Here is a 25269-nt window from a genome sequence, read left to right as displayed (position 1 = left end):
GTGCGTAGTAGATACGTGCCGCGGGCCGCGTTTCTTGGCCCGGGCTGCGTCGGCCGGCAGGCGGGAATTTGACGACAGGGCCTAGCTCCTGGCGACTTCGACCGGCAGATGACGTACGCCGACGATGACGCCCGGGTTCTGGAAGGTGACTTCTCCGTAGGTGGGGACACGCAGATCGGAGAAACGTTCAAGCAGCATCCGGAGCGCGATACGCGCCTCCAGGCGGGCCAGCGGTGCGCCGAAACAGAAGTGGATGCCGTGGCCGAAGGTCAGATGGGGATTCGGACTGCGGGTCGGCTCGAAGACGTCAGGCGACTCGAAGCGGGAGGGATCGCGGTTGGCGGCGCCCAGATGGGCCACCACCATCGCGCCCGCGGGAAGGTCGTGCTCGCCGATCCGCACGGGGCGGGTGACGAGTCGGCCCAGTTCGGCGAAGGGAGGCAGCCAGCGCAGTACCTCCTCGATGGCGTCCGGCAGCCGGCCGGGGTCGGCCCGCAGCGCCGGGAGCGTGCCGGGGTGCCGGTCGAACGTGACGACCGCGTTGCCCAGCAGCGCCGTGGTGGTGACGTGCCCGGCGACGAGCAGCAAGGCGACGAATCCGACGATCTCCTGGTCCTCCAGCCCGACCCCGTCCACCTCGGCGGCCACCAGTTTGCTGGTGAGATCGTTTCCCGGATTCGCTCGGCGGCGCCGGATATGGTCCAGGACGTAACCGTTCATCTCCCGCACGGTCGGGGCGATGGCTTTGAGAGCACGGGCCAGGTCGTCCATGGTGGGCGCTTCGCCGAGTTCGTCGCCGCCGAAGAGGGTGGCCGCCCATTCCTGGAATAGCCTGTGGTCGGCCGCCGGTATGCCGAGCAGTTCGGCGATGACGATGATGGGCAGCGGGTAGGCGAGCGTGTCGACCAGATCGAACCGGTCGCGGTCGACGACGTCGTCCAGCAACCGGCCGCACACATCCTCGATGCGTGGCTGCAATCCGCTCACCACGCGCGGTGTGAATGCCTGACTCACGAGAGTTCGTAGTTTTCGGTGCTCCGGCGGATCCATACCGACGAAATTGCCCTGCCGGAAGACCTCGAAGTCCTCCTGCGTGGGCGCGATGGACGAGAAGTCGGAGGAAAACGTCGCCGGGTCCGCCAGAACCGCGGCCACCGACTCGTGGTCCACCACCTGCCAGGCACTCTGCTGTTCGTCGTAATGCACCGGTCTCAGTGCGCGTAAGGACTTCCATCGATCACTCAGCGCGTCGAAGGGTAAGTGCTCCTGTTGCGAAGTGTTGCCGGTCACCTGTTCTCCTTCGTGCGGTACGCGGGGACAGCGAAACCACAAGCGGGATGGTTGGCTTCGAGCCCGGGATCGGCAGCGGATCCTGGTCGCGACCTGGTGTGATCCCGACCGACGGCAGCCCTGGGGAGAGGCGGCCGGGCAGCCGGGCACATGCCTCCGACCACCGGACTCGGACACCGGCGTCGCTCATGCCGGCCCGTACAGCCGTGTGCCTCGCAGCATCGACTTCAGCAGTACGCGTCAATACGCGTCAACATATGCGGCGCGGACCGTATCGGCTCCACGCCCACCGCTGAGAAATCGGTGGCACTCGTCGTGCGCGAATCGCTGACATGACACATCTCCAGTGAGTGAACGTACCGCGCAGCGGCCGCGCGGCGCCTTCCCCTTGCCTTTACCTCACGTATGCCGGGCCTTTGGGTGGGGCCGGACGTTCTGTCGACACATGCGAGACCGTGCATAGCCTCCGGGCGGAGCGGACATAACCGGGGCGAATATCATCGACCCCGTCGAACCCGGCGACAGTCTTCATGGTGGGTCAACCGAGAGCAACCCCCCGAACTCGGGTGGAGGGCATATCGGCAAGCCATTGCGCATTGTCTGCGAGCAGCCCGGACCAAACGCATCGGTGATGGTCCGCCCTGCTTCGCCGCCCCCACGCGTGCCCCGGAGACGGAGGGCTAAACAGCCGATTGTGTAGAACCTGGAACTCCCCTTGAGCACTCACCGGCCGCAACTCCCCTCACCTGCACAGAGATTGCCCACGGGCGCTTCACGAGCACAGCAATAAAAAAGCGGAACATTTCATTCGAAGACGGCCCGAACGCTTGATTCGTTCGGCGCCGGGCCGGGTGACCGAACTCCCCGTGCCGTCGGTCACCCCGCCGGTCCGGCGCCAACTTCGGCCGAATCCCGCCCGGAGCACGCGGGGGCGCACTGTGCTGGCGCGTACGCGGGTCACTCGCTCAGGCGAGCTGTTCGTTGTCGTTGACCGGGCGGCGCGAGGCGCGTCGGCGGTCGACGACCTGCCGCCACGTGTCTCCGTAGACCAGGCCGATCATGTCCTCGCCCGCCATCACGTCGTGGGGGAAGCCCAGTTCCGGAGCACTGATCTCGTCGAGCCGGCTCAGCGCGTCGTCGTCGAGGACGACGTCGGCGGCGGCGAGATTGGCCGTCAGCTGTTCCTCGCCGGTCGCCCCGAGCAGCGGGACGACGGTGCCCGGTCGCGAGCGGAGCCAGGCGAACGCGACCTGCGCGGGGGTCCAGCCGCCGGCGTCGGCGACGGCGACGACCTCGCGGACGATGTGGTCGCCCCGCTCGCCGCTGAAGTCCCATCCCCCGCGGGTGAGTCGACCTTCGGAGCCGCCCAGGTACTTGCCGGTGAGGCGTCCCTCGGCCAGCGGGCCCCACGCCACGACGGCCAGGTCGTGCGCCTGGGCCATCGGCGTCAGCTCGGACTCGACCGAACGGGCCAGCAGGTTGTAGCGCAACTGCACGCCGACGAAGGGCGACCAGCCGCGCAGCTCGGCGAGGGTGTTCGCCTGGGCGATCTCCCACGCGGACCAGTCCGAGACACCGACGTGCAGGACCTTGCCGGCGCGGACCTGGTCGTCCAGCGCGCGCATCAGCTCGGGCAGCGGGGTGAGGGTGTCGCGGGCGTGCACCCAGAGCACGTCGACGTGGTCGGTGTCCAGACGCCGCAGGCTCGCTTCCAGGGAGGTGACCAGGTTCTTGCGGTGGTTGCCTGCCGTGTTCAGATCGCCGGGGACGGTCTGGGCCGTGTACTTGGTGCTCAGCACGAACCGGTCGCGCCGCCCCTTGAGCGCACGGCCGACGATCGTCTCGGAGGAGCCGCCCGTATACACGTTCGCGGTGTCGATGAAGTTGCCGCCCGCGTCGGCGTAGAGGTCCAGCAGCCTCGCGCTGGTCTCCGGCGCGGCGCCCCAGCCCCAGTCCTCGCCGAAGGTCATGGTGCCGAGCGCGAACTCGGAGACGCGAATGCCGGAACGGCCCAGAAGTGTGTAGCGCATGAAATTTCCTCGGTTCGACAAGACGCATGTCCATCACTGCGGAACGGCCCGGCCGCCCCGCACCACCAAGGTCCTGCACCCCGCCCACGCCAACCAGGCCGCGCTCATCCTGGGTGCGCGCCACCCACCCGTGGACACCTTCAGATGCACCTGAAACCCACCCGTCCGCCGGTACCCGGCTTCAGATCGCTACCGGGTCAGCGTCTCGAAGCCGGCGTCTCCGCAGTACTCGACGAGGCGCTGCTCCGCCTCGGAGTCACTGTCGCTCATCGCTGCCACCGTCGCCTCCGCCAGGGTGCGGCCCTGCCCGAGGCTCTCCTCCTTGAGCGGTCCCATCGCGAGAAAGGCGTCCCGGGCGACGGTCCCGACCTCGTCGTCTCCCGACGGGTCCGCCGAGTCCGAGGCGTCCGTGCGCGCCGCGTTCCGTGCCGACTGCCACGCGCCCAACTGCGTGCAGTAGTTCTCCCGCTGCGCGGTCAGCCGCTTCTCGTCCTCGCCGTCGGACGAGGAACATCCCGCCATGAGCGCCATGAGCGCCATCAGCGCCGCCAGGACAGGGACCGTGACCGCTGCCCTGTGCGCCCGAACCACGATGCCTCCGGCTGAACCTGCGTCCGCTCGCCCCTGTCACCTGCAACTTCCGCAGCAGGATAGCCGGTTGGCCTGGCCTGTAGGTGGCCCCGCATGTGCCGACCGTCGTCACCCGGGCCTGTCGGCGGGCCCGCGTGATCAGGAGGGCTCGTGTGCGAGCAGTCAGGACCGCCGCCCGTTCAGACGGCCGCCCGTTTGATGAAGTCGGCCACCGCGTCCGGCTGGGAGGGGTAGATGGAGTGGCTTGCCGCTATTTCCACGGTGGTGGTCGCCGGCGAGGACCGGACGATCCACGCGCCTGCCCAGCGGGCCATGCCCGAGCGAACCGGCGCGACCCGCGGCAGGTCTCCCGCGAACGCTTCGGGAAACCTCTCACGGTCCAGGAGGAGGAAGCCGTCCTGGGGCGGAAGGATCGGCGGGACGGACGCGCCGGGCGGCGGGTCGGCGATCAGCGTACCGACCGGCTCGCCCTTACCTGTCCTACGACGGCCGACCGGGACAGCCGACAGCCGAGGCTCGGATCGGGACCTCGCATTCGGCGCCATCGGTGCCGCGCCACCGAATAGCCGTTCCCGCGTCAATCACCCGGCCAATCACCCGTCTGTTGCAGTCGTATGGCATGTGGCCCGTCGGCCTTCAATGTTCGAATTTGCTGCCGTTATCTTTCCGACGTCGGTCCCCATCGAAAGCGAGCAACATCATGTCCGTGACGGATGAGTACCTGAGCAACAACGCCGCCCAGGCGGTTTCTTTCGGAGGAGCGCTTCCCCTGCCGCCGTCCCGTCACCTGGCGGTGGTGGCCTGCATGGACGCGCGCCTGAACATCTACGAGATTCTCGGCCTCGCCAATGGCGAGGCCCATGTGATCCGTAACGCCGGAGGCGCCGTGACCGATGACGCCATCCGGTCCCTGACGATCAGCCAGCGCCTTCTGGGGACGCGCGAAATCGTCCTCATCCACCACACCGACTGCGGCATGCTGACGTTCACCGACGACGAATTCAAACAGCAGATCGAAAAGGAAACAGAAATTCGACCGGCCTGGGCGGCGGAAGCCTTCTCCGATCTGGAGGACGACGTACGGCAGTCCATCCGCCGCATCACGGTGAACCCCTTCGTGCCCTACACCGACGCCGTACGGGGATTCGTCTTCGACGTCGCCACCGGCCGGCTCCACGAAGTCCCCGCCCACCCGGGCGAAGCCGCCTGAGGAGTCCTCTGCACGGGCTGCGGCCTGCGGGCCGAGGCCACCACACCCCTGTACGAGCTATGGGGTGTCCGCCTCGGCCAGCCGGTGCTGCAGCTCGATGTGCCGGAACTGGTAGACCGCTCCGACCCGGCGCAGCACACCGCGCTGCTCGTGCGCGTCGGCGAGGAACGCCAGCAGATCCAGGGGCAGGCGGACCTGGACCGCCAGATACAGGCGGGCGACCGCGTACCGGCTCCAGGCCGCCTGCCGCATCCCGATCGCCAGTCCCGCCAGCAGGGCCGGGACCAGCCCGACCGCGTACACCCACAGTCGCCCGTCGCTGGGGTTCGCGCCCCATACGCCCGTCGAACCCCACAGCGCGGCGCACCAGCCCTGGGTGCCGATCACCGCGACGCCGACGACCACCGCCGTCGCCACGCAGGTGCTCAGCATGCGGCGGTCGTTGGCCAGCAGGGTCCGTCCGTCGACCGCGGCACCGAGTTCGACTGGCACGGTACGCAACGCGTGCATGAGCAGACAGGCCACCGCGAAGACCGCGCTCACCTGTCCGGCGCCCCAGGCCGCCGCGACCGGATCGGCGGGTGCGATGTACACCCGGTCCGCCCCGCCCGACAGCACGTCCGCGAACAGGCCCTCCAGCAGGACTCCGCCGCCCAGCAGCAGTCCGCCGAGCAGTCCCCGGCACACACCCCCGGCACTCCAGTGCCAGCGCACCCGGGCCGCCGGACGAGCGGCCTCCGTACGCGGTGCGTCCCCGACCACGGCTGCCGCGAGGAGCCCGTACAGGAGGGCGCTGACGGTGCCGCAGCCGTTGCCGAACGCCAACCCGTAACAGATCGCGGCCCCTAGCCCGGTCGCCAGGGCGCGCCGGTTCCACGAGGAAGGGCGGCGGACCGCGAGCCGCTGGCCGAAGGCGAACCCGGAGATGATCACGCCGACGAGCGCCAGTGCGCCGCCGTCGGCCAGCCGGCGCAGCACGAGTTCGGCGGTCAGGTCCGGAGCGGCTGCCGCCGCGCACAGCAGGGTCACCGTGGCGCCCGCGACGAGGCCGCCCGCCAGTCCGCCGCACATTCCCGCCGCCACGACGCCGAGCCCGCCCCGTTCCTCCCAGTGCGGCGTGGCGGGCAGTTGCGGGGCGAAGTGGTGGATCAGTTCCATCATCGAGCCCTCGACCAGCCAGCCGAGCGTGCCCAGCAGAACGCCGGCCAGTACCCGCGGCAGTACGGTCGGGATCGCGTGGCGCAGGCGCCACCAGGCCAGTTCGGCCGCGCCGTCGCGCCCCTGTTCCATACGCCGGGCCAGGAAGCCGAGCGTGTCGCGTGCCTGGTCCGCGGTCCATCGGCACGGGCGGCGCGGATGCGGCCGGTAGGCGGCGGGGACGAACGCGTCGAGGAGGTGATGCTCGACGGCGGTCCGCGTCGGGTGCCGCAACAGCTCCGCAGGGTCCGGCAGTTGTCCGTCCTCCTCGTCGGGGCGCGGGTTGTACACGGACCGGGCCAGGGACACCATCAGCGGGCTGGTGAGTGCCTGGGCCACCGGCGCGTCGGTGCCGAGCGCGTCCACCACCGGTGCCCAGCGCTCCGCCGCGAGAGTGCCGGCTCCGCCCGCGTCGTACAGGAGGTAGGCCGCGACGCTCCGTCCGTCGAGCGGGTCGAGCCTGACGCCGGCCATCCCGGCCGGCCGTGCCGGGACGCCGGTGCGCGGCCGTAGCGCGGCCAGGTATTCCCGCGGACGGCTGGACAACACCAGACCGCAGCCGTACGGCAGTGCCGCGGCGATGCGGTGCAACGCCAACGCGCCCGCCGTGGAGGGGAGTTCGTCGAAGCCGTCCAGCACGGGCAGGACGAGCCGCCGCTCCAGGAGCATCCCGGCCAGGGTGCTGTCCCCGTACGCGCCGGGCGCCGCCTCGGCCAGGTCCGCGTGGTCCTGGACGAGTCTGCGCTCCATCCACGCGCGCAGTTCCTCGGCGGCCGGGTCCCAGGAGGCGAGCGGAAAGAGCACGGGAACCGGCTCGCCCGGGGCGCGACGCCCGGTCAGGGCGAGGAGGAGCCGGACGAGCAGGATCGTCTTGCCCGACCCGGGGCCACCGAGCACGAGCAGCCGCCGGTGGGGAAGGTGTTCGGCGAAGAGGGCGCCGAGTTCCCCGTCGCGTCCGGCCAGCCGTCCGGACTCCTCGGTGGTCGCGAACTCCGGGTCCGCGCCGCGCCAGGAAACAGGCAGTGGATACGGCTCCGACAGCCGCCGCATCCGTGCCTCGTTCTCCCACTGCCGGGTCACGGCGACGGCTAGCCGGTCGGCGACGGCGCCGGGGTCGTCCACCACGGCTTCGGCGCGGTCCGCCCGGTAGGCGCACCAGGCGAGGTAGGCACCGGCGCCGGTCGGCAGCAGGGCCGCGACCACGGTGGCGGGGTCGTCGAGGCGCGGGGCGATGACGAGCGCCCCGAGGACGCCGCCCACGAACAGGGCCAGGTACACGATCCCGGCCCGCCGTACGCGCGACCTGGGGACAACTCCGCTCACCCGACGAAGACTTGCGCAGCACGACCCCGTACAGGTGCGGTTCCGTACTTCTTCCATCCGAGCGGGTGAACCGGGTCGTCGCAGGGCGGGTGCATAGGATCGGCACCATGACTCTGCGACCTGTTCTGGTGAACATCAAGGCCGTTGACGACTCGGCGGTCGGCCGGTTCTGGGCGGAGGCGCTCGGCTGGCGCGTCAAGAGCGCGGGATCCGGTGCGACCGCCGCTCAACCCGTCGGCTTCGACTGGCTGGACCCGGGCAGCGGCGTCTGCATCGACGTCATCGCCGTCCCGGAACCCAAGTCGACGACGAAGAACCGTGTGCACCTCGATCTCGCCACCACCTCCGAGGCCCATCGGGCGGAGCTGGTCGCGCGCCTCAGGGCTCTCGGCGCGACGCCCGCCGACGTGGGTCAGGGCGACGACGTGCCGTGGACGGTCCTCGCCGACCCGGAGGGCAACGAGTTCTGTGTGCTGGAGCCTCGGGAGATCTACCGGGACACCGGGCCGATCGCCGCGGTGGTCGTCGACTGCGCGGATCCGCGGGCCATGGCGCGGTTCTGGGGCGAGGCGATGGACTGGACCCTGCACACGGTGTCCGACGACCAGGCGGTGTGGCGTTCCCCCGCAGGTGTCGGTCCGTATCTTGAGTTCCTGCGCTCGCCCGACGTGAAGACGGTGCCGGACCGCGTCCATCTCGACCTGGTGCCGGGTCCCGGCGACGACAAGGCGGCGGAGGTGGCCCGGCTGCGCGCCCTCGGCGCCACCGACCTCGACGTCGGCCAGGGGGACGTCCCGTGGACGTGCCTGACCGACCCGGAGGGCCATGAATTCTGCGTCCTCTCACGCGCGTAGAGACCGTCCTTGGGCGCCCTGACCGCCCTTTCGCGCGCTGACGGTCCTTGCGCGCGTGTGAAGCGACAAGTCCTCAGCTGTTCCTGACTGATGCCGATGAGGGGCGGGCCTCTTCCAGCCCCCGGCGCCAGAGCCCCGTGACCTGAATCCGCAGCCGTTCCGTGTCGACGCGTTCGGGGTCGACCAGCCGTTGCATGCCGATCCCCCGGAGCTGCGCGACGATCGCGGTGGCGGTCTCGTCCGGTGCCACGTCGGGGCGGATCGCGCCGTCGGCGATCCCGGCGGCGAGGTCCTCGTACAGGTCCGCATGGAACGCCTTGTTCCGCTCACGGAAGAGCAGAGTCAGTTCCGTCGCCGTCGCGGCCTCGGTCCAGAGTTTGAGGAAGACCCTGTTCAGCACACCCATGCGGCCGAGTCCGCCGATGTATCCGTCGATGAGTCGCAGGAGCCGGTCCAGGCCGGGTGGCAGGCCGTCCAGTCCTGGTACGAATCCGGCCTGGGCCGAGCGTGCCAGGCGTTCGACGAGTGCCTGCTTCGACCCGAAGTAATGGGTCACGAGGCCGCGGCTGTACCCGGCACGCTCCCCCACGGCCGCCAGTGTCAGCGCGCGTACGCCCTGTTCGTCGACCAGTTCGGCGGCGGCCGTGAGCAGAGCGGTTTCGGCTTCTTCACGGCGCTGCTTCTGCGTGCGGCGGGCGGTGGTCATGAGACGGACCCTACAAGAAACTTGTCAGACGACCAACAAGTGCATAAGAATGCGCTGTCGGCGGCGCTTGCCGCGAAGGCATGCCGAGGACCGGAACGGGAGGCGTCGGATGATGCGAACCCCTCGTCGTGCGCCGCGATCGGACGCCCTGGAGAATCGCGCCCGCATCATCGAGGCCGCGCAGTCCGCCTTCGCCGGGGATCCCTCGGCGAGCCTCCAGGCGATCGCGAGGGCGGCCTGCGTCGGCCAGGGAACGATGTACCGACACTTCCCCGACCGCGAGGCCCTGCTGCTGGCCGTCTACCGCGACGAGCTCGACGTGCTGATCGCCGCCGCTCCGCTCCTGCTGCACGAGTACGGGCCGCTGGAGGCCCTGCGCCGCTGGTTCGAACGCCTCGCCGCCGACGGTCGCGCCACCGGCGGGGCGTCGCTGGCCGTGGAGGCCGCCACGCGTGCCGGCCGGCATCACCCTCCGGTCGTCGCCGCCCTGGACCTGCTGCTCCGCGCGGGCAAGGAGGCGGGGCAGGTACGACCGGACGCCGAGGCGGAGGAGGTCCTCTCGCTGGGGTTCTGCCTCTGGAGGACGGACGGCGGGACCCCGTGTCCGGAACGCAGTACGAGGATGCTCACCGTCATCATCGACGGCCTGCGCACCGGCGCACGCCGATGAACGTGCGCGGCTCGCTCTACGGTGTGGCGCGGTCGGAGGCGGGCCAGACGTAGGGCAGGTCGTCGGGAACGTCCGGGAACAGCGGGGTGTAGAACTCGGGCGCCTTGCGCACCAGCGCCGACCGGTGGCTGCGGTGGAGGTCGGGGTCTCCCAGCCAGGGCGGCAGCTCCCCCTCGTCGGCGAGGTCCTCCTGGACACGGACGGCGGCCCCCGGGCGGGCCAGGCCGAAGTCGGTGACGAGCGTGGTGGCACAGGTGTCGGCACGCCCTTCCGCCACCCACCGGGCACACACGTCCAGGCCGTACCGGACCAGGGCCTCCTCGTAGCCGATCCACATACGTACCGCGGGATGGTGCCGCCATCCGTAGCCGGGCACGGTCAGACCGCGCAGCACCTGAACGGCCTCGACCCGCTGCTTGCCCAGCCGCGCCTGGTCCAGGACGGCGGCGGACCGCGCGAAGCCGGAGTACGGGAGAAAGGTCTGCACGCACCATGCCTACCGCGGCGGGCCCTTTCCCAATACCGGGCCCGCACGCATCCTGCCCGGTACGGACGATTCAGGCGCAGCCGCTCACCTGGGTGGACATACATGTCAGCGCGTCCCGCATCCGTCCGCGTGGTGCGGCTGGAAGATCGGTTGTGGAACGTGCGTACGCGGGTACGCGGGTACGCGAGTACGCGGAGTCGGGGCGCCGACGACGGCCACGTCGGCGGATTCCACGCGACACGCCGGACGTCGTCAGCCGGACGTCGTCAGCCGTACACCGGTCGTCGCACGCCGCCGGGTCCACGTCGCAAGTCGAGCAAGGAGAGTGCCCATGGCCGCTACTCGCGGAGAACCGGATGTCCTGGTGGTCGGCGGAGGGCTCGCCGGGCTGGCCTGCGCCCGTGACCTGGTGGATGTCGGTCTCGACGTCAAGGTCCTGGAGGCGTCCGACGAGGTCGGCGGGCGCATGCGCTCGGACCGCCACGAGGGCTTCGTCGTCGATCGCGGCTTCCAGGTCTTCAACACCGCCTACCCGCAGGTCCGCCGCCGGCTGCCGCTGCGCGAACTGCGGCTGAGGCCCTTCACCCCCGGCGTCCTCGTCCACACCGAGGACGGACCGCTGCGCTTCAGCGATCCGACGCGCAGGCCGCGCACGCCCCGGATGCCCTCCGTGACACGCGCTCTGCGCGACCTGCGTCCCGGGCATCTGGCGGGCACCCGCGATCTCATCGCGCTGGGCACCCTGTCGGCCCGGGACATGCTCGCGCCCGTACGGCTCCTGAAACGTGAACGCGGCGACGACCGCACCACCCGTACCGCGCTCGCGGCGGCGGGGTTCTCCGAGGAGTTCGTCGAGCGCTTCTTCCGGCCCTTCCTCTCCGGCGTCTTCCTGGAGGACGAGCTGGAGACCTCGGAACGCGTCTTCCACCTCGTCTGGCGCACCATGCTGCGCGGCACGCTGTGTCTGCCGGGCGAGGGCATCGGAGCGGTGCCGCGCGCGCTCGCCGCCGCGCTCCCCCGGGCGACCGTACGGCTCGGCACCCCGGTCGCCCGGCTCACGGACGACGGGGTCGAACTGGCCACGGGCACCGAACTCCCGGCCCGCGCCGTGGTGGTGGCCACCGGCCCCGGCCCGGCCGCCGCTCTGCTGCCGGACCTCGACGTGCCCGCGTACCGTGTGGTGACGACGTACTACCACGCCGCGACCCGTACCCCGCTCCCCGAGCCCACCCTTGTCACCGACACCCGCAGACGCTTCCTGAACTCCTGCGTCCTCAGCGAGGTCGTCCCCTCCTACGCGCCCGCGGGCATGTCCCTGATCGCGACCTCGGTGCTCGGCGAGGACACGGAGGGCCGTGAGCGGGAGGTCCGGACGGCACTGGCCGACGCGTACGGCGCCGACACCGGTGACTGGGACCTGCTGACCGTACGTACCGTCCCCGACGCGCTGCCGGTCATGGCTCCCCCGCAGCCCCTCAGCCGGACCGCCCGCATCGCACCCGGCCGGTACGTGTGCGGCGACCACCGGGCCACCGGATCGGTACAGGGCGCGCTGGCGTCGGGCGCCCGGGCGGCCCGTGAGGTGGCCCGGGACCTCGGCCGGTAGCCGCGGCCGGAAGCCGCGTCGCGGGCGCCCCTCGCCCAGCCGTCCCCGTCCCGCCGCTGTCCCCGCCCCCGCCGCCGTCGCCCTCCCCGCCCCTGTCGTCGTTCAGCCGGCTTCAGCCGGTTCTGTCCAGGAGTTCCTGGAGCACCGACTCCGGGTCGCGGAGGACCGAAACGAGCAGGGCCTTGTCGTACCCGGAGTCGCCCAGCAGGGAGCGGGCCGTCGACTCGTACTGGTCCCGTACCGGTCCGAGTTCCGGAGTGCCCCGCTGCGGATGGCCGACGGCGGCCCAGTAGTTCTCGCCGGCTCCGTACGCGGCGACCGCGGGCCCGCCGGCGCCCTGCGCGGCGAGCGCCGAGGCGAGCAGGTCCAGGCCCAGCGCGATGCCGAAGCTGTCCCCGATGCGGCGTTTGCCGTCGAGCATGGCGGCCGCGTGTTCCGCGGCTTCCTCCGCGCGGTCCTCGAACAGCGCCAGCAGCGCCAACTGGTACTCGGCGTACGACCGGGTCCACCACTCGCCGCGTACGAGACAGTCCCGACGCAGGTCACCTGCCTCGCGGCGGGCCTCCTCGTGCAGTCCTTCTCCCGTCATGGCGAAGACGCGGACCAGACGGCACAGCACGATGCCCACGGAGGCGAAGGGCCCGCCTTCCACGCTGCTCAGGGCCGTGTCGACGACGAACCGCGCGGCCATCGGCCGGCCCCGCAGCAGATGGACCAGCCCCTGCAGATAGGCGGCGTGCAGCGCGCCCTCGGACTCCTCCTGGGCCGCGGCCTGGCGCTGGCACGCCAGGGCGAGCCGCTGCGCCGCGTCGTGCTCGCCGCACAGCACACGGGCGACGCCGAGGGACCACAGGGCCCGGGTCCGTACCGCTCCCGGTTGCTCCGTCAGTGCCAGGGCCTCCTCCAGATAGCCCGTGGCCTCCCGCAGGTGACCGCAGCAGCTCCAGAAGAAGCCCAGCAGACCGGCCAGTTCCAGCGCGTGCTGCGGCCGGCCGGTGAGGAAGTGGTCCAGCGCGGCGCACAGGTCGGCGTGGGCCGCGGAGATCCAGCGGTACGCGTCGATCTGCGTCGGGCCCAGCCAGTCGGCGTGCGCCCGCCGGGCACGGCGCAGGAAGTACGCGGCGTGGCGCCGGGACAGCACCTCGGTCTCGTCGAGTTCCCCGAGCCACATACGGCCGTACTCGCGCAACGTGTCGAGCATCCGGAAGCGGCCGTCCACGCGGGCCACGACGGACTTGCGCTCCAGGCCGGCGAGCGCCCGTTCGACGTCCGGGGCGCGCAGGGTCTCGTCGGCGCACACCGCCCGCACCGCGTCGGCGTCCACGGCGTCCCGGAACACCGAGAACCGGGCCCACAGCAGACGCTCCGCGGGCTCGCACAGCTCGTGGCTCCAGCCGATCGCGGTGCGCAGCGTGCGCTGCCGGAAGTGGACGCGACCCGCGCGGACGGAGTTCTGCGCGGAGAGGTCCAGGCGTGCCCGCAGGAGTTCTTCGACCTCGTCGAGCGTGTGATGGGCCAGCTGGCCCGCCGCCAGCTCCAGGGCGAGCGGGATCCCTTCCAGGCGCCGGCACAGACGGGCGGCGACCAGGACGTCCTCGGGGCCCATCGGGCCGGTTCCCGTCGCGGCCGCACGCCGGCAGAAGAGTTCCACGGCGTCGGAGCCCGGTGGCAGCGGCTCCACGACGACGCGGTGCTCGCCGTCCATCCCCAGCGGCTCCCGGCTGGTCACCAGCACGGTGACTCCCGGGCAGTCGTCGAGGAGACGGGTGAGCAGGTCGCGGCAGGCCGCCGAGAGGTGCTCGCACGAGTCCAGCACCAGCAGGACGTCCTTGCCCGCCAGCCAGGCGCACAGCGCGTCCAGCGGTTCGGCCGTCGCGTGGTCGGCGAAGTCGAGGGCGTCGGCGACCGTGGCGAGCAGGAGTCGGGGGTTCGTCAGCGGCCACAGGTCGGCCCAGGCGACGCCTCTGGTACCGGTACGCATCACCTGTTCGGCCGCGTGCAGCGCGAGCCGGCTCTTGCCCACGCCGCCCACGCCGGTGAGGACGACCAGACGGTGCCGGTCCAGTGCGTCGGCGACGCGCGCCAGTTCCTGGCGTCGTCCGACGAGTTCGTCAGGGGGCTCAGGCAGGTTCCTCAGCACGGTGACCGTCTTTCGTGTGCGTCGCTCGGACAGTGTCCGAAGCGGTGGTCGTCGTAGGTGATGCACGTGGGGTGCGCGGTGCGCGTGGGGTGCGTGGTGCACGTGGTGTCGGCGATGCGTCTCACGCGCCTGGTTCGTGGGATGCGTCTGGGCCGGTGTCGGCACGGCATCTCGGATCGGTCCCCTCAGTCCGTCGCGGTCACGGTCACGGCCGGAGCCCTGGCGGCGGCCGGGGGCGGTGTCATGGCCCACCGCACGGCCGACGTCATGGCCGAGCCGAGCGGCCGTACGCACAGGTTCTCGGCCACCGCCAGCCGCGGCAGCCCGAGTTCCGTGGTGGCCCAGGCGGGCAGCAGGGACACCGCGTTCGCGGCCAGCACCCCGTAGGGGAGCCGGGCGAGCAGCGGCAGCGGCGGATTCAGCAGCAGGAAGCGCGCGGCGTCGCGCGTCTGTGGGGTCGCCCGTAGTTCCGGGCGGTACGCGTCGAGCCGTTCGGCCAGTTCCGCCCGGTCGCGCGGCGGATCGACGACGCCCAGCGCGGCGGCGACGCGCGCCATGTCCGCGACGTACCCGTCGCACTCCGCGGCCGTCAGCGGGCGGCGGCTGTAGCGCTGGTGGGCGCGCAGAAAGCTGTCGGCCTCGGCGACGTGGACCCAGCCCAGCAGATGCGGGTCGCTCGCGCGGTAGGGCATGCCCTCGGGGGTCGTCCCGGTCACCCGTTCGTGGACCGAGCGCACCTGCGCACAGGCCTGCTCGGCGCTCTCGGCAGTGCCGTACGTCGTCGTCGCCAGGAACGTACTGGTGCGCTGGAGCCTGCCCCACGGGTCGCCGCGGAAGCCGGAGTGGGCGGCCACCGCGGCCATGGCGAGCGGGTGGAGCGACTCCAGGAGCAGGGCCGAGAGACCACCGATGAACATCGACGCGTCCCCGTGCACCCGGCGGACGGGGCGCTCCGGGCCGAACCAGCGCGGGCCCGGCGTGTCGTGGATGCGGGCGCGGTTGCGGGGGCCTTCGGGTCCTGCCACCCGGGCGAAGAGCCCGCTGCCCAGGCGTTGGCGCAGTCCGTCGACGCGGGAGGCTCTGTTCGGTTTCATCGGTGCCGTGCTCTCCTGTCGGGCGGTTGCTCACGGGCGCGCGTCGCACGCGCCACCCGCGCCCGGTGCGGGTCGGCACCCGCCCCCCGCCGGTCCCGTCCGGCGGCTGTCGGGCGCACTCCCCACCCTTGATTCCGGACCACGGAGGCGTTCGGACGCACCACCGGTCCGCGAAATCCGCGCGGGCGGCGCGCCGGGGCGTGGACCAGGCGCCGGCCCGCCCGGGGAGACGCGGCGCCCGGCAGGGCCGAGTGGTCCGGGACGCCTGGTGATCCGGGGCACACGCCGTCCCGGTAGCGTGCCGACATGCGCGAGTCACTGCCCGATCCGTCCCCGTCCGTCACCGCCCGTCGAGCCCGTGAGCTGGGGATCTCCGTCGGTGACCTGTCCACGGGACCGCACAACGCCCTGACCGATGTGCCCGGGGTCCGCGTCGGACACACCACGCTCGTCCGGCCGCCGCGGGTGCACAGCGGTGTCACCGCGATCGTGCCGGACGGGGTGGGCCCCGGCAGCCCGCTGCCCGCCGGGGTGTTCGCGGGCAACGGCTACGGCAAGCTCCTCGGGACCACGCAGCTCGCCGAACTCGGTGCGCTGGAGACACCGGTCCTGCTCACCTCGACCCTGTCCGCGTTCAGGGTCGCGGACGCCCTGGTCGGCTGGGTCCTGGAGCGGCCCGAGGGGGCCACCGCGCGGAGCCTGAACCCGGTCGTGGGCGAATGCAACGACGGGCTGCTGTCGGACATCCGCTCGCGTCCGGTCCGTGAGGAACACGTCCGGGCCGCGCTCGACACCGCGTGCGGCGGGCCGGTGGCCGAGGGCAGCGTCGGCGCGGGCACCGGGATGACCGCGCTGGGGTTCAAGGCCGGCATCGGCAGCTCGTCGCGACGCGTACCGCTGGCCGGCCGGGACGTCACACTCGGCGTGCTCGTCCAGGCCAACTTCGGCGGCACGCTACGGGTGTCGGGCCGTGCGGTCACACCCGCCGACGTCGGCGTAGCGACCACGGACCCGGGCTCCCCCACGAGCGCCGCGCCCGAGGCCGGTTCCTGCATGGTCGTGGTCGCCACCGACGCGCCGCTGGACGCCCGGCAGTTGACCCGACTCGCCCGGCGCGCCGTCTACGGCCTCGCCAGGGTCGGCGCCGCGTACGGACACGGCAGCGGTGACTACGGCCTCGCCTTCGGCACGCGTCCCCTGGGCACGCCCGCCGGGCCCGCCGTGGTGCCCGACGACCGGCTGGACCCCCTCTTCGTCGCCGTTCTCGACGCCGTCGAGGAGGCCGTCCTCAACTCCCTGCTCACCGCCACGACGACCACGGGGCCGTGCGGCCACACCCGCCACCCGCTGCCCGCGGCACCGCTCCTCGCCCTGCTGGGCCGAGAGGACCCGGGCGCCGCGGGAGGTCGCAGCGGTACGCGTTCTCGCTGAACTCGGGTGCGGGCCTTCGGGCCGGCCGTCCGGGCAGCCCTGCCAGTCCCCTTCCACCCCTTCTACCCCTTGTGCCCCTTCAACCCTTTCAGGCTCGGTCGAGGGCTACGGGCCCCGGAGGTCCCGCGTCGGGTCCCGTCACGCGTGGGTCCGCGGGGCGGGGGGCGTAGATGGGAGCGTCGGCCTGGTAGAAGAGGTCGATGTCGGCCTCCTCGCCGCCGACGATCAGGGTGTCCCACGCACCGCTCTCCTGGAGCGTCCGCAGGGTCGACGGCGCGAGCGAGGCGAGGTGTTCGCGCAGTTCCTCGTCGGAGGGCATGCCGGGAAGGCGGGTCTCCAGCCGGTCGCGTATCGCACGCATGCGCTCAAGCAGCGCGTCCAGGTCGGGCTGTTCCACCTTGGCCTCGGCCTCGGACCCGGCGGCCGCGGGCCCACCGGCCTGCGCCATGGCGGCGACCGGGGACTCGGCCTGCTCCATGCTGCGGGCGATGATGTCCTTGATCGCGCGGGTGGCGCCCTGCTCGTCCGTGGTGACCATGGCGTTCCACGCGCGGCTCTTGTGCCGGTACTGCAGCATGGACATCGCGGCCTCGTGCCGGATGAAGTCGGCGTCGCGCAGCGGCCTGCCCTGCCAGGTGCGGCTGAGCGAGCGGGCCAGCGAAACGGCGGAGGCGAGACCGCTGTTGAGACCGCGCCCCGGCCAGAAGTGGATGGCGTTGGCGGCGTCGCCCAGCAGGAATCCGTACGTCCCCGGGGTCGTCGCGGTGGAGCGGGTCAGCTGCGCGGTGAACCTGGGGCGCTGCACCATGTCCAGTCGGAACGAGGTGATGGCGCTGAGGTCGTCCTCGGCCACACCGAACAGCTTGAGGCCCTCCCGGATCCGCTTCCACAGGTGCGAGCCGCGCAGCAGGGCGGGCAGGAAGAGGGTGCCGTGGGTGGGACAGACGAACTCGTTGTCCTCGTGGCGGCTCATGACGCAGGGGCGGGCGGCGATGCACTCCTCGAAGACCTGCCGGACGGGATCGATGCCGATCACGGCCTTGGTCTCCTCGCGGGTGAGCCTCATGTTCAAGAAGCCCTCGCCGCGCAGCGAGTTGAGCAGGAACCGGTTCTGCGACACGGTCAGCAGGACGCTCATCTGGTCCGTGAGCGGCGACTTGACGCGCAGCCCCAGCACCACGTCCTGGAGGTGTTCGCCGTCGAGGGAGTAGATGGACGCGTCGGCCGCGCCGAAGCGGTCGGCGTAGTGCTCGCGGGTGCGGGACCGTCCGCCGTCGCAGATCGCCAGGACATGGTCGTTGGCGACGCGGTGCTCGTGCTCCGAGGGATCGAAGCGCTTGGGCACGAGACGGATCGCCGACTTGGTGTTGGCCAGCGCCAGCAGCTGGTCCTCGACGTAGGCGATCCGGATGTTGCGGGGCGGCCGGCCCTCGATGGAGTCGGGCCCCACGGGCCACATCTCGGAGAAGTGCCGCCCCTCGTCGAACAGCGCGGACTGCATCTCCTCGGTCAGCGCGAGGTACTGGCGGCTCTGGATGGTGACGACCTGCTGGCGGCGGACGTTGCCCAGCGTCTCGTCCTTCCAGGTCACCGTCGTGCCGTTCTTGACCCACCGTCCCTCGTAGACGGTGATGAACACCCGTCCCTGCAGGGCGTTCTCGAGCATGAGGGCGAACGCGAGGCCGACCGGGCCCCCGCCTGCGATCGTGACGCGGAGCGCGCTGGGGTTCGCCAGGGCCGTGGGACGCGGCACGTCGAGCTGGGAGAGGTCCATGACCGTCTCCAGCGCCTCCTGCGTCTCGAACAGGAAGGTCTCGTCGCCGATCCTGATGACGTCACCCGGGGCCAGCGGGTGCCGGGTGATACGCCGTTCGTTGACGTAGGTGCCGTTCCTGCTGTTGCGGTCGTGGAGGACGAACGCGTCGTCCTCCACGACGATCTCGGCGTGCAGCCGGGAAGCGCTGGTGCTGACAATGATCACATCGTTGTCGCTCTTGCGACCGAACCGCAGGGCAGCGGTGCCCAGCACCACGCTCTGACCGCTGAAGGGACCCGTGCGTCCCACGATGACCGACGACACTCAAACTCCTTGCAGACATGCCCCGGTGCCGGGCGGGACCGCACCGGGCGGCCGATCCGGCACGAGGGCCAACTGGACCATCACAAGCAGGGAACCCGGGTGCGGTCGGGCCGCACCGGGCCGGTCAGCGGGCGGCGGTACGCAGGGGGTGCACGGCCGCCGCACGGACCGTCACTCGCATGTCAGCGTGAACGGCACCGTGTCGGAGATGTTCTGCTGCGACGACTTGATCTCCACGCCCATCGCACTCGCCAACGTCCCCTCCTGCGCGTACGTCGTCACACGTATCGTCTCCTGGTGGGTGCGGGGCCCGCCTTCCGAGAAGGTCAGCGCCCGCCACGTCTTGTCGACCACCGACCCTTCCGCCGAGACCCATCGGTAGGTGAACCGCACGGGCAGTTCCGTCACTTCGAAGGTCGCCGTGAACGCGGGAGCCTCCCCCTGCGGCGGCGGGCAGGCTCCCTTGTACGTGGTGTTCGTCCCCGTGACCGCCACCGTCACCGGCGGCTGCCCCGCGGCGCCCGAGCCGTTGCCGTCGGCGCCCTCGGAGGGGGAACCGTTCTGTGCCTGCTGCGCCGAGGAACTCGTCTCCGCGCCGGGGCTCTTGCCGTCCGCCCGGTCATCGTCGTCACGCGTCAGGGCGTAGCCCAGCCCGCCCAGGAGCAGGGCGGACACGGTCGCCAGCGCCACCACCAGGTAGCCCTTGCGCCTGCTCCGCGGCGGGGCCGGGGCGGGCGTCTCCGCGGTGACCGGGCTGCTCGCCGTCGGCAGCGAGTACACCGGCTGGGTCTGCGGCGGGGTGAGCGACGCCGCAGGCTGAGCGGGTCCGAAGGTGCCGGTGGGGCTGGTGGGGCCGGTGCTGTTGCTGGTGGTGCTCGTCGCCGTCGCACCGAAAGGTGAGACCTGCGGCGCGTTGTGCGCCTGCCCGGCGGGCGCGTCGACGACGGTCTCCGACGTGTTGCCCGCGGAGGCGGGCTGCGCCTCGGGGCGTACGCCCCCGGTCTGCGCGCCGACGGTCGCCGCCGACGTCGCTTCGGTCACCGCGGTCCGCGCCGCCGCCGCGTGCGTCACGGCGGTCTGTGCCGCCGCGGCTTCCGTGGCTGCGGTCTGTGCTGCCGTGGCGGCGGCCTCCTTGGCAGGGGTTTGCGTCGCTGCGGCTTCCGTGGCGGCGGTCTGCGTCGCCGTGACGTCCGAGGACGTCACCCGCGTCGCGATGCGCGGATCCTCGGTGGGCGCGTCGAGGGTCACGTCCGAGGTCATGTCCGACGAGGAGGACTGTGCGGCGGCGACGGTCACCGTGGGCGTGGATTCCGTCGACGTGACGTCGGCCCCGGGCGTACCGCCGGCCGCTATGAGCCGCAGGTCCCGCGCCGTCTGTTCGGCGGAGGCCCGCTCGGCGGGGTCCTTGCGCAGAAGACCCTCGATGACCGGGGCCAGGGGGCCGGCCCGGTGCGGGGACGGCGGCTCGTCGTCGACAACGGCGCGCAGGGTGCCCAGGGCGCTGTCCTGCCGGAAGGGCGAACGGCCCTGCACGGCGGTGTGGAGCAGGACGCCGAGGGACCACAGGTCCGTGGCGGGGCCGAGGGCGCGGCCCAGGGCCTGTTCCGGTGCGAGGTACTCGGGTGAACCGACGACCTCGCCGGTCATGGTGAGCGCGGTGTCGCCGACCACCATGGCGATACCGAAGTCGGTGAGGACCACCCGGTCGTCCTCGGCCAGCAGGACATTGGCCGGTTTCACGTCGCGGTGCAGCACGTCGGCGGCGTGTGCGGCACGCAGCGCGCTCAGTACCTGGACGCCGATCCGCGCGGTCTCCTGCGGGGTCAACGCGCCCTGCGTTCCGATCAGTTCCGCGAGCGAGCGGCCACGGACCAGCTCCATCACGATCCACGGGCGGTCACCGTCGGTGACCACGTCATGCACGGTGATCACATTGGGGGCGGTGATACGCGCCGCGGCCCACGCCTCCCGTTCCAGCCGGGTGTACATGCGCTGGATCTTCTCGGCGGACTGCCCGGAGGGGGCGCGCACCTCCTTGATGGCGACCTCGCGGCGCAGCACCTCGTCGCGAGCGCGCCACACGGTTCCCATGCCGCCCTCGCCGAGGGTGGACAACAGGCGGTAGCGGTCAGCGATCAGCCGCTCCGGACTCGCGTCCGGAGACACTGCGTCCTCGTGGTGCATCGGGGCCAATCTCCCTTGTCTTTAGGCATGAATGAGCGCCCGGACATGTTCTGTCCGATCGGCACCTCGCACAGCCCAGGTGCTCTCAGCTATCAACTACACGCAGGACAGGGGCCGTTCGGTTGCTGCAGTCTAGCCCTGACGCCGGTCGCGTTCGGACAACGCCAGTCGTATCTTGTCCGTATCTGTTCTGTGCGCACCAGTTGACGCACGGGCCGGCCGTACCGCCCGCGCTGCGCACGCAGTTCTTCGACCCGGACACACCGCAGGCCCACGCCCTCCTGGCCCGCTTTCGGGCCGCGCCCAGTACCGGCGAGCGGGTTCTCGGTGCGGTTCGCCGCATGATGCGACAGGTGCGTTGACAGCCGCTCGCAGATCACAGACCGTGACGTCCCGACGCGAACAGTCACGGAGGGACACAACACGTGACGGCGGGCGACAGCGCGTCACGGCGGGGTCGCGGGCGCGTCGCAGTGCACCGAACGCCTAGATCGGGTGCCCTATTACCTTCTTATAGGCTTGCCCCGTTCTGGGGCTGCCGGGCAATGGTGCTCAGCGCGACGGGCCACGGGAACCGGGAACGTTTCCGGGCCCTACCTCGCCTCCCATCACCGGACCCTGTCTGTGAAAGGTCTCCCGCACCATGCCCCTGGCCCTGCTGGCCCTTGCCGTCGTCGCGTTCGGCATCGGCACCACCGAGTTCGCCACCATGGGGTTGCTGCCCCAGATCGCCGACGGGGTCGGCGTGTCCGTGCCGCAGGCGGGCAATCTCGTCTCCGCCTACGCGCTCGGAGTCGTCGTGGGCGCCCCCGTCCTCACGGGCATCGGTGCGCGCGTCCCCCACAAACGACTGCTGCTGCTCCTGACCGGGCTGTTCGTGATCGGCAACGCCGCGTCCGCGCTCGCCCCCAACTTCGGCCTGCTCTTCGCCGCGCGGTTCCTGTCGGGGCTGCCGCACGGAGCGCTGTTCGGCGTGGGAGCGGTCGTCGCCTCACGCCTCGTCGCTCCCGACCGGGCGGCCCGCGCCGTCTCGAAGATGTTCCTCGGACTGACCGTCGCGAACATCGTCGGCGTACCCGCCAGTACGGCGCTCGGGCAGCAGCTGGGCTGGCGCTCCGCCTACTGGACGGTCGCCGTCATCGGCCTCATAGCCCTGGTCGCGCTGGCCCTCTTCGTCCCCCACCAGCCACGCGGGCAGCTGTCCGGCATCCGGCACGAGCTGCGGGCGATGGGCAACCGGCAGGTCGTGATCGGCCTGGCCACGGCGGTGGTCGGATTCGGCGGGTTCTTCGCCGTCTACAGCTATCTGGTGCCGATGCTCACGCACCTGACGGGCATCTCGGACACGTCGACCACGCTGGTCCTCGCGCTCTACGGCGTCGGCATGACCGGCGGCACCCTGCTCGCGGGCCCGCTCACGGACCGCGCACTACGGCCGACGCTGTACGGGGGACTCGCTCTCCTCGCCGCGGGGCTGGTGACCTTCTACTTCACCGTCCACAGCACCGTGCCCGCCCTGATCACGATCACCTTCATCGGTGCGATGGGCTCCCTCATCACCACACCCGTCCAGATGCTCCTCATGGCCAAGGCGAAGAACGCTCCGACCATGGCGGCGGCCTCCAACCACTCCGCGTTCAACCTGGCCAACGCGGGCGGCGCCTGGCTCGGCGGCCTGGTCATCTCGGCGGGCTGGGGCTGGGCCGCACCCAACCTGGTCGGCGCGGCCCTCGCCGTGGCGGGCCTGGGCCTCGCCTTCGCCGGAGGTCGCATGGACCGGGGCGGCCCCCGCTCCGAGACGATCACGAAGTCCGCGGGACCGGCAGCCGGGACCTCGACAGCGGGAGAGGGTACGGAGCACCAGCGCACCTAGCGCGAACCGCGTACCCGGCAACACATCCACCCCCGGACTGCCGATGTGACGCCCCTCACGCGCCGGGGCTCCCCTACGCAAAACCTCCGGGGCTCCGGGTCGGGCGTGCACCATCATGCTCCGCATGGACACTCGTTTCTCCGGCATCGCGGACCTGGTCGAGACCCCGTCCGTCGCGGTCGTCATCGACGTCATGCGGGCCTACACCGTGGCCGCCTGGGCCTTCGCCCAAGGGGCGGAAAAGATCGTTCTCGCCGAGTCTCTGGACGATGCCCTGGCGCTCAAGGCCCGCCACCCGGACTGGGTGACGCTCAAGGACGGCCCGCCCGCGCCCGGGTTCGACGCCGTCAACTCGCCGGGGCTGCTGCGGTCCGTCGACCTCACCGGCCGGACGGTCGTGCAGAAGACGACGGCAGGGACGGTCGGCGCCCTGGCGGTCAAGGGAGCCCAGCTGGTGCTGTGCGCCGGCTTCGTGGTGGCGGAGGCAACCGCTCAGCTCCTGCGGACGCACGACACCGCCAGTGTCACGTTCGTGGTCACCGGTGAGGACGGACGGGCCGAGGAGGACCTGGCGTGTGCGCAGTACATCGCCCGGCGGGCCACCGGGGCCGGGACGGACGCCACGGAATTCCTCCACCGCGCCGCCGCCTCACGCGCCGCCGTAGAACTGGCCGAGGGCAGACGTCAGGGAGCCCATCCCGATGATGTCGCGCTCTGCCTCGAACTCGACCGGTTCCCCTTCGCCATGGTGGCCGGCTCGGAGGACTCGCTCATGATCCTGCGCCCCCGCCCGATGCCGTAGGCGTACGCAGCGCTTCGCGCAGGAGCGTGACGGCCGCCGGGATCTCCGTGTCGCCGATGTTGCCGTACCCGAGGACGAGCGCCCGTTCCGCCGACGGATTCGTGCGGTAGTCGTCGAGGTCCGCGAGACGCAGGCCCACGGCGGCGGCCTCCCGGACCGCCCCGCGCGTGTCGATGTCGTCCGGCAGGTGCAGCAGGACGTGCAGCCGGCGGCGGTGCCGGCGACCCGACCCTGCGGCACCTGCTCACCGAGCGTCCGCACCAGCAGATCGCGTCGGGTCCGGAACCGCCGCCGCCCCGCGCGCAGATGGGCGTCGTACCATCCGCGGTCGATGAAGGTGGCGAGCGCGAGCTGGTCGAGCACGGGTGGCGCGGTCGGCATCGGGCTTCAGCTCCCGGCGCCCGGCGACCACCGACCGCTAGCGCCGACCTCCGCAGGGCGCACCGCGCCGGCAAGTGAAGGAGCACGTCGCGGCGCCCTGCCGGAGAATGGACGTCGGCGCGTCGGCGGACCACGAGAAGAGGAACAGTGATGAAGCACATCAAACTGCGGGACCTGGACGTTGCCCGTATCGGTCTGGGTGCGATGGGCATGTCCCACGGCTACACCGGCGCCGGAGCCGACGACGCGGAGTCCGTCCGTACCATCCACCGCGCAGTGGAACTGGGCGTCACCTTCATCGACACCGCCGAGGTCTACGGGCCGTACATCAACGAGGAACTGGTCGGCCGCGCTCTGAAGGGCCGCCGGGACCAGGTCGTGCTGGCGACCAAGTTCGGCCTGATCTCCCACACCGGCCGCTCAGGCCCCACTGACAGCAGCCCGGAGAACGTCCGCGCCGCCGTCGAGGGCTCGCTCACGCGCCTGGGCACCGATCACATCGACCTGTACTACCAGCACCGCGTCGACGCCGGCACCCCGATCGAGGACACCGTGGGGTGCCTGGCCGAACTCGTCGCCGAGGGCAAGATCGGGCACATCGGTCTCTCCGAGGCCGGCCCCGACACCATCCGCCGCGCCCACGCCGTGCACCCGGTCACCGCTGTCCAGTCCGAGTACTCACTGTTCACCCGCGACCCCGAGGCCCGCGTGCTGCCCGTACTGCGCGAACTGAACATCGGGTTCGTCCCCTTCTCCCCGCTGGGACGCGGATTCCTGACCGGTGCGATCCGCTCCACCGAGCAGTTCGACTCCACCGACTTCCGTGCGGACAACCCCCGGTTCACCGAAGAGAACTTCCAGCACAACCTGCGACTGGCCGACCAGGTCGCCGCCGTCGCCGTCCAGATCGGGGTCACCCCGGCCCAGGTCGCCCTCGCCTGGCTGCTGGCGCGGGGCGACGACATCGCGCCCATCCCCGGCACCCGGCGGGTGGCCCGCGTCGAGGAGAACACCGCCGCCGACGCCGTCAGCCTCACGGACGAGCAACTGGCCCTGCTCAGCAGCCTTCCGCCGGCCGCCGGTGACACCCACACCGAGGCCCAGATGCGCATCATGGAACGCTGACACCCGCAGTGTCATGAGGTGTCAGGCAGCGTCATGAGGTGTCAGGCAAACACGGTGGCCCCCGGAACATGTGTTCCGGGGGCCATCGACGTCTGGCTGTGAGATCAGGCGGGGGTGATGTTCTCCGCCTGCGGGCCCTTCTGGCCCTGCGTGACGTCGAAGTTCACGACCTGGCCTTCCTGGAGCTCACGGAAG

The 25269-nt window shown here is 71.5% G+C and carries 22 protein-coding genes; 9 read left to right on the top strand and 13 right to left on the bottom strand.

All coding sequences use genetic code 11. The annotated features are described in order from the left end of the window. Window positions 1-81: 81 nt before the first annotated feature. A complete protein-coding gene (locus ACFVH5_RS35970) occupies window positions 82-1206 on the bottom strand; it encodes a cytochrome P450 (RefSeq protein ID WP_385837883.1) in 1125 nt (374 codons plus the stop codon). 1049 nt (window positions 1207-2255) lie between these two features. After that, entirely contained in the window at window positions 2256-3320 is a 1065-nt protein-coding gene (locus ACFVH5_RS35965; protein ID WP_385837882.1) for an aldo/keto reductase, read from the bottom strand. Between ACFVH5_RS35965 and ACFVH5_RS35960 the strand changes: the two genes are divergently transcribed. Next, window positions 3319-3474: a hypothetical protein gene (locus ACFVH5_RS35960; protein WP_385837881.1), complete on the top strand. Its 156-nt coding sequence runs from the start codon at window positions 3319-3321 to the stop codon at window positions 3472-3474. The two genes, ACFVH5_RS35965 and ACFVH5_RS35960, sit on opposite strands and share 2 nt — an antisense overlap. A gap of 35 nt (window positions 3475-3509) precedes the next feature. Here ACFVH5_RS35960 and ACFVH5_RS35955 read toward each other — a convergent pair whose 3' ends face one another. After that, window positions 3510-3911 (bottom strand): hypothetical protein, encoded by a 402-nt coding sequence (locus ACFVH5_RS35955; protein ID WP_385837879.1) that lies wholly within the window; start codon window positions 3909-3911, stop codon window positions 3510-3512. A 179-nt stretch (window positions 3912-4090) separates the two neighbouring features. Next, window positions 4091-4456, bottom strand: a complete 366-nt coding sequence (locus ACFVH5_RS35950) for a hypothetical protein (protein WP_385837878.1) — start codon at window positions 4454-4456, stop codon at window positions 4091-4093. Window positions 4457-4611: 155 nt separating this feature from the next. Between ACFVH5_RS35950 and ACFVH5_RS35945 the strand changes: the two genes are divergently transcribed. After that, window positions 4612-5121 (top strand): beta-class carbonic anhydrase, encoded by a 510-nt coding sequence (locus ACFVH5_RS35945; RefSeq protein ID WP_385837877.1) that lies wholly within the window; start codon window positions 4612-4614, stop codon window positions 5119-5121. A gap of 57 nt (window positions 5122-5178) precedes the next feature. On the opposite strand, the gene ACFVH5_RS35940 is transcribed toward ACFVH5_RS35945, so the two are convergent. Next, the gene (locus ACFVH5_RS35940) at window positions 5179-7641 is read right to left on the bottom strand and encodes an NACHT domain-containing protein (RefSeq protein WP_385837876.1); all 2463 of its coding nucleotides are present in this window, start codon (window positions 7639-7641) and stop codon (window positions 5179-5181) included. 107 nt (window positions 7642-7748) lie between these two features. Between ACFVH5_RS35940 and ACFVH5_RS35935 the strand changes: the two genes are divergently transcribed. Beyond that, window positions 7749-8495, top strand: coding sequence for a VOC family protein (locus ACFVH5_RS35935; RefSeq protein ID WP_385837875.1), 747 nt, complete (start codon window positions 7749-7751; stop codon window positions 8493-8495). Window positions 8496-8568: 73 nt separating this feature from the next. On the opposite strand, the gene ACFVH5_RS35930 is transcribed toward ACFVH5_RS35935, so the two are convergent. Further along, window positions 8569-9201, bottom strand: coding sequence for a TetR/AcrR family transcriptional regulator (locus ACFVH5_RS35930; protein ID WP_385837874.1), 633 nt, complete (start codon window positions 9199-9201; stop codon window positions 8569-8571). Between the two features lie 109 nt (window positions 9202-9310). Between ACFVH5_RS35930 and ACFVH5_RS35925 the strand changes: the two genes are divergently transcribed. Further along, complete coding sequence (locus tag ACFVH5_RS35925) at window positions 9311-9871, top strand: TetR/AcrR family transcriptional regulator (RefSeq protein ID WP_385837873.1); 561 nt, start codon at window positions 9311-9313, stop codon at window positions 9869-9871. A 16-nt stretch (window positions 9872-9887) separates the two neighbouring features. Here the strand turns inward: ACFVH5_RS35925 and ACFVH5_RS35920 are convergent, their stop codons facing one another. Next, window positions 9888-10358 (bottom strand): MSMEG_6728 family protein, encoded by a 471-nt coding sequence (locus ACFVH5_RS35920; protein WP_385837872.1) that lies wholly within the window; start codon window positions 10356-10358, stop codon window positions 9888-9890. A gap of 331 nt (window positions 10359-10689) precedes the next feature. Between ACFVH5_RS35920 and ACFVH5_RS35915 the strand changes: the two genes are divergently transcribed. Continuing rightward, window positions 10690-11964 carry an NAD(P)/FAD-dependent oxidoreductase gene (locus tag ACFVH5_RS35915; protein ID WP_385837871.1) on the top strand — a complete coding sequence of 425 codons (1275 nt, stop codon included), beginning with the start codon at window positions 10690-10692 and terminating at the stop codon, window positions 11962-11964. A gap of 112 nt (window positions 11965-12076) precedes the next feature. On the opposite strand, the gene ACFVH5_RS35910 is transcribed toward ACFVH5_RS35915, so the two are convergent. Together ACFVH5_RS35910 and ACFVH5_RS35905 are read right to left on the bottom strand one after the other, a co-directional pair. Next, a complete protein-coding gene (locus ACFVH5_RS35910) occupies window positions 12077-14104 on the bottom strand; it encodes an ATP-binding protein (protein ID WP_385837870.1) in 2028 nt (675 codons plus the stop codon). 185 nt (window positions 14105-14289) lie between these two features. Next, entirely contained in the window at window positions 14290-15198 is a 909-nt protein-coding gene (locus ACFVH5_RS35905) for an oxygenase MpaB family protein (protein WP_385837869.1), read from the bottom strand. Between the two features lie 306 nt (window positions 15199-15504). Here ACFVH5_RS35905 and ACFVH5_RS35900 point away from each other — a divergent pair, with 306 nt between their 5' ends. Next, the gene (locus ACFVH5_RS35900) at window positions 15505-16629 is read left to right on the top strand and encodes a P1 family peptidase (protein ID WP_385837868.1); all 1125 of its coding nucleotides are present in this window, start codon (window positions 15505-15507) and stop codon (window positions 16627-16629) included. 88 nt (window positions 16630-16717) lie between these two features. Here the strand turns inward: ACFVH5_RS35900 and ACFVH5_RS35895 are convergent, their stop codons facing one another. Both ACFVH5_RS35895 and ACFVH5_RS35890 read right to left on the bottom strand, forming a co-directional pair. After that, entirely contained in the window at window positions 16718-18709 is a 1992-nt protein-coding gene (locus ACFVH5_RS35895) for an FHA domain-containing protein (RefSeq protein WP_385837867.1), read from the bottom strand. Between the two features lie 171 nt (window positions 18710-18880). Further along, complete coding sequence (locus ACFVH5_RS35890; RefSeq protein WP_385837866.1) at window positions 18881-20893, bottom strand: protein kinase; 2013 nt, start codon at window positions 20891-20893, stop codon at window positions 18881-18883. A 643-nt stretch (window positions 20894-21536) separates the two neighbouring features. On the opposite strand from ACFVH5_RS35890, the gene ACFVH5_RS35885 reads away from it, so the two are divergent. Then, window positions 21537-22766 carry an MFS transporter gene (locus ACFVH5_RS35885; protein WP_384797429.1) on the top strand — a complete coding sequence of 410 codons (1230 nt, stop codon included), beginning with the start codon at window positions 21537-21539 and terminating at the stop codon, window positions 22764-22766. Window positions 22767-22890: 124 nt separating this feature from the next. Then, a complete protein-coding gene (locus ACFVH5_RS35880; protein WP_385837865.1) occupies window positions 22891-23568 on the top strand; it encodes a 2-phosphosulfolactate phosphatase in 678 nt (225 codons plus the stop codon). On the opposite strand, the gene ACFVH5_RS35875 is transcribed toward ACFVH5_RS35880, so the two are convergent. After that, on the bottom strand, window positions 23537-23707 hold the full coding sequence (locus ACFVH5_RS35875) for a hypothetical protein (RefSeq protein WP_385837864.1): 171 nt from the start codon (window positions 23705-23707) through the stop codon (window positions 23537-23539). The genes ACFVH5_RS35880 and ACFVH5_RS35875 overlap by 32 nt on opposite strands. A 392-nt stretch (window positions 23708-24099) precedes the next feature. On the opposite strand from ACFVH5_RS35875, the gene ACFVH5_RS35870 reads away from it, so the two are divergent. Continuing rightward, window positions 24100-25074 carry an aldo/keto reductase gene (locus tag ACFVH5_RS35870; RefSeq protein ID WP_385837863.1) on the top strand — a complete coding sequence of 325 codons (975 nt, stop codon included), beginning with the start codon at window positions 24100-24102 and terminating at the stop codon, window positions 25072-25074. 104 nt (window positions 25075-25178) lie between these two features. Here the strand turns inward: ACFVH5_RS35870 and ACFVH5_RS35865 are convergent. After that, the coding region (locus tag ACFVH5_RS35865; RefSeq protein WP_385837884.1) for a cold shock domain-containing protein at window positions 25179-25269 on the bottom strand (91 nt) is incomplete at its 5' end.

Source organism: Streptomyces sp. NPDC127119 (assembly GCF_042677425.1).
Lineage (GTDB): Bacteria > Actinomycetota > Actinomycetes > Streptomycetales > Streptomycetaceae > Streptomyces.
This window is presented reverse-complemented; position numbering and strand designations above follow the sequence as displayed.